The 2,666-nt window shown below is 37.5% G+C and carries 3 protein-coding genes; 2 read left to right on the top strand and 1 reads right to left on the bottom strand.

Translation table 11 applies throughout. The features are described 5' to 3' along the window. Positions 1 to 453: ABC transporter permease (locus tag WB217_RS17050; protein WP_423994480.1), on the top strand; the 453-nt coding region annotated here is incomplete at its 5' end. A 255-nt stretch (positions 454 to 708) separates the two neighbouring features. Here the strand turns inward: WB217_RS17050 and WB217_RS17045 are convergent. After that, positions 709 to 1,221: a hypothetical protein gene (locus WB217_RS17045; RefSeq protein WP_423994479.1), complete on the bottom strand. Its 513-nt coding sequence runs from the start codon at positions 1,219 to 1,221 to the stop codon at positions 709 to 711. Positions 1,222 to 1,980: 759 nt separating this feature from the next. On the opposite strand from WB217_RS17045, the gene WB217_RS17040 reads away from it, so the two are divergent. After that, positions 1,981 to 2,559: an RNA polymerase sigma factor gene (locus tag WB217_RS17040; RefSeq protein ID WP_423994477.1), complete on the top strand. Its 579-nt coding sequence runs from the start codon at positions 1,981 to 1,983 to the stop codon at positions 2,557 to 2,559. Positions 2,560 to 2,666 lie beyond the last annotated feature (107 nt).

The following is a 2,666-nucleotide window of genomic DNA, read 5'->3' as shown; positions in this document are numbered from 1 at the left end:
ACCTTCATCGCTGCTCAAATCACGGCTCGCTTACTGCTCAATGGAACCCAAGCCATGCTGGTCGTGCTGATTGCCCATTTCGTCTTTAGTATAGAGGTCGCTGGTTCATGGCTTGCCTTGATTTTTTTCATTGTACTTGGCACACTTGCGTTTATGTCACTTGGGTTTATTATTGCCGGAATTGCGAAAAATCCGGAAAGTGCAGGCCCGATTGCAGGATTTATTACGTTTCCGATGCTGTTTCTTGGAGGAGTGTTCTTCCCAATCAGTAATATGCCAGATATCATTCAGCCGATCGTAAAGATCCTGCCGATAGCTCATTTGAGTTCTGCTTTGAGGGAAACGATGAACCTTGGAACACCTTTCCTTCAATTAGGGACCGAAACTCTCGTATTAGGTTGTTGGTTAGTTGGAGGGTTTGTACTGGCTAGTTATGTGTTTAAGTGGGAGTAGGTTGTGGAAGCATGGGGACGTACCTTATGCTTCCATTTCTTTATAGGTACTTTCATCGGTTCCATTAAATTATGCAAAATTCAAAGAAGCATGGGGACGTATCTTATGCTTCCTTTTTATAGAAGCTTTCATCGGATCCTTTACTATTATGATTCATCATTCTATTGTCAAGGAAGCGAAGGGTGCGTCCCTCTGCTTCCAATAGGCATTTGAACAGTCAGCTTCTATCTTTGATAGAGCTGTTTTTTTATTGAATCAATTAGTCGAAGTAGGTTGAATAGGGTGTTTCGTTTCAGTTAAGGTCGAAAGCCAAATATTAGTGGCAAAAATAACCAAATAAACTAAGAAGGATAAATACAATTTCCAGCCCGTATAGGTAAAAACATGGAATTTAATTGAAATCCATTCTAGTGTGATTGCTACCCCTGCCCAAAAAATAATATAAAAAAGAAGCTTTGACCCCTTAGGTTTTTTATATTGATAGAAATTCACAACAAAGTAAGGCAGGGTCGGGTAAGTGACAAAGTGCAATAATTCATCAAATAGTTCAAGTGTTTTATGATCTATCGTAAAGTAAAAGTCATTTGGTTTTACACCAATGGTTACATCGGCCAACAGAGCAAGAAAGATATTAAAGGTCCAAATAATAGTAATGGTAACGGCAGATAAGTGCCTGGTTAATTTAAACATGATAATCCAAGATACAACTGTGGAAAGAATAATAAATATTTCATTCTCATCAAATTGTATAGGAAGAGGTAAAATCATCTAGTCTTCACCTCAATGCTACTATTAATAAGTTTATCTAAATAAAAGGAGTAAATTGCTAATACTATAATTATTAGACTGTATCTCAAATATCCATAAAGAACATTCCAATTTACCCATTCCAAATAACCAATTTTAACGAAATAGATTTCAATACAAATTAGTGCTGTTAAGAATACGAAAAGATGGATAAGTTTACTGACAATCGATTTTTTAGTGAACAAAATATAAATTAACCATAAAAGCAAAGCTGGCTTGAGAGATAACTCTGGAATTTTTTGTGTCCAAAAAATTAATTGACTTGAGGGATCTTGCTTTGTTAATTTTAAATTTAAATTCAAAATGACACCAGAATTTGTAATAAGAATATTGGAGAAAAAATAACTGCCCAAGACATTAGTGACGTTCATTTTCTTGATTAAAAAATATATAGAAAGGATAGATAAAATTGCTAATATTATAAAAATCCACAATATTTTCACGTTAGTTGTCACCTTCTTTCTTTATATGTACCTTATTTTATACATAAAGTTATTTATTATTAGTGGGTATAGTAAACACTTGAGACCACTGCGAAGCATGGGGACGTATCTTATGCTTCCATATATTTATAGAAGTTTAAAATGATGAGTCAGAATCCTCCTGTAAAGGAAGCGAAGGGTACGTCCCTCTGCTTCCAAATTTTTTTGCGGAAAAATGAAACCAACATACCCATTCAGAACGACATACTAGTGAAAATAAAAAATGGAGGTTGCCCAGTTGAGTGAGGAACAGAATTTATTCAATTTAATTCGGGCAGGGGATGGGGAAGCGTTCAGCCACCTGGTCGAAAACCTGCTTTCTTCGGCTTATAAGACGGCTTATCTGATCCTTGGTTCGAGGGAGCTTGCTGAGGATGCTGTCCAGATTGCCTTGGAGGACTGCTATCTCAGTATTTTGCGAGATATCGAAATCCGCCATTTTAAAGCATGGTTTTACCGGCTCGTCTATACCCGTTCAATCGACGTTTATCGGAAGCAAAAGCGAAATCAATTTACTGATCTAGAGGATAATCCAGAAGCGATCTCCAAGATGAAGTCCGAGTCGGCTCAGGAAAAGGCCGTTGAAAAGGAAACAAGGCAGGAATTGCTTCAGCTCATCACTTATTTAAAGGATGAACAGCGAGTCCCGCTGCTGCTGTATTACTTTGAAAACTTATCAGTCAAGGAAATCAGCATGATTCTTAATGAAAACAGCAATACCGTGAAAACAAGGTTGTCCCGTGGCAGGAAAAAGCTTGGAGAACTCATGAAAAAGCATAGCCACTATCAAAAGGAGGAGCAGTCATATGGAATATGAAAAGGATGAGCTGCAGGTCCCTGTTTCACTGGAGAATTTTTCAAAGAATTTGCCAGGGCGATTCGTGGCTGGAGAATTTGATGAAGCCAGGATGGAGAAGGTTGGCA

The organism is Mesobacillus sp. (genome assembly GCF_049588175.1).
Lineage (GTDB): Bacteria > Bacillota > Bacilli > Bacillales > Cytobacillaceae > Mesobacillus.
The sequence above is the reverse complement of the archived record's forward strand: the minus strand, read 5'-3'. Positions and strand labels throughout refer to the sequence as shown.

Excerpts from the sequence above, each read along its gene's own strand:
- WB217_RS17045 (WP_423994479.1), bottom strand. The coding sequence starts at position 1,221 with ATGATTTTACCTCTTCCTATACAATTTGATGAGAATGAAATATTTATT.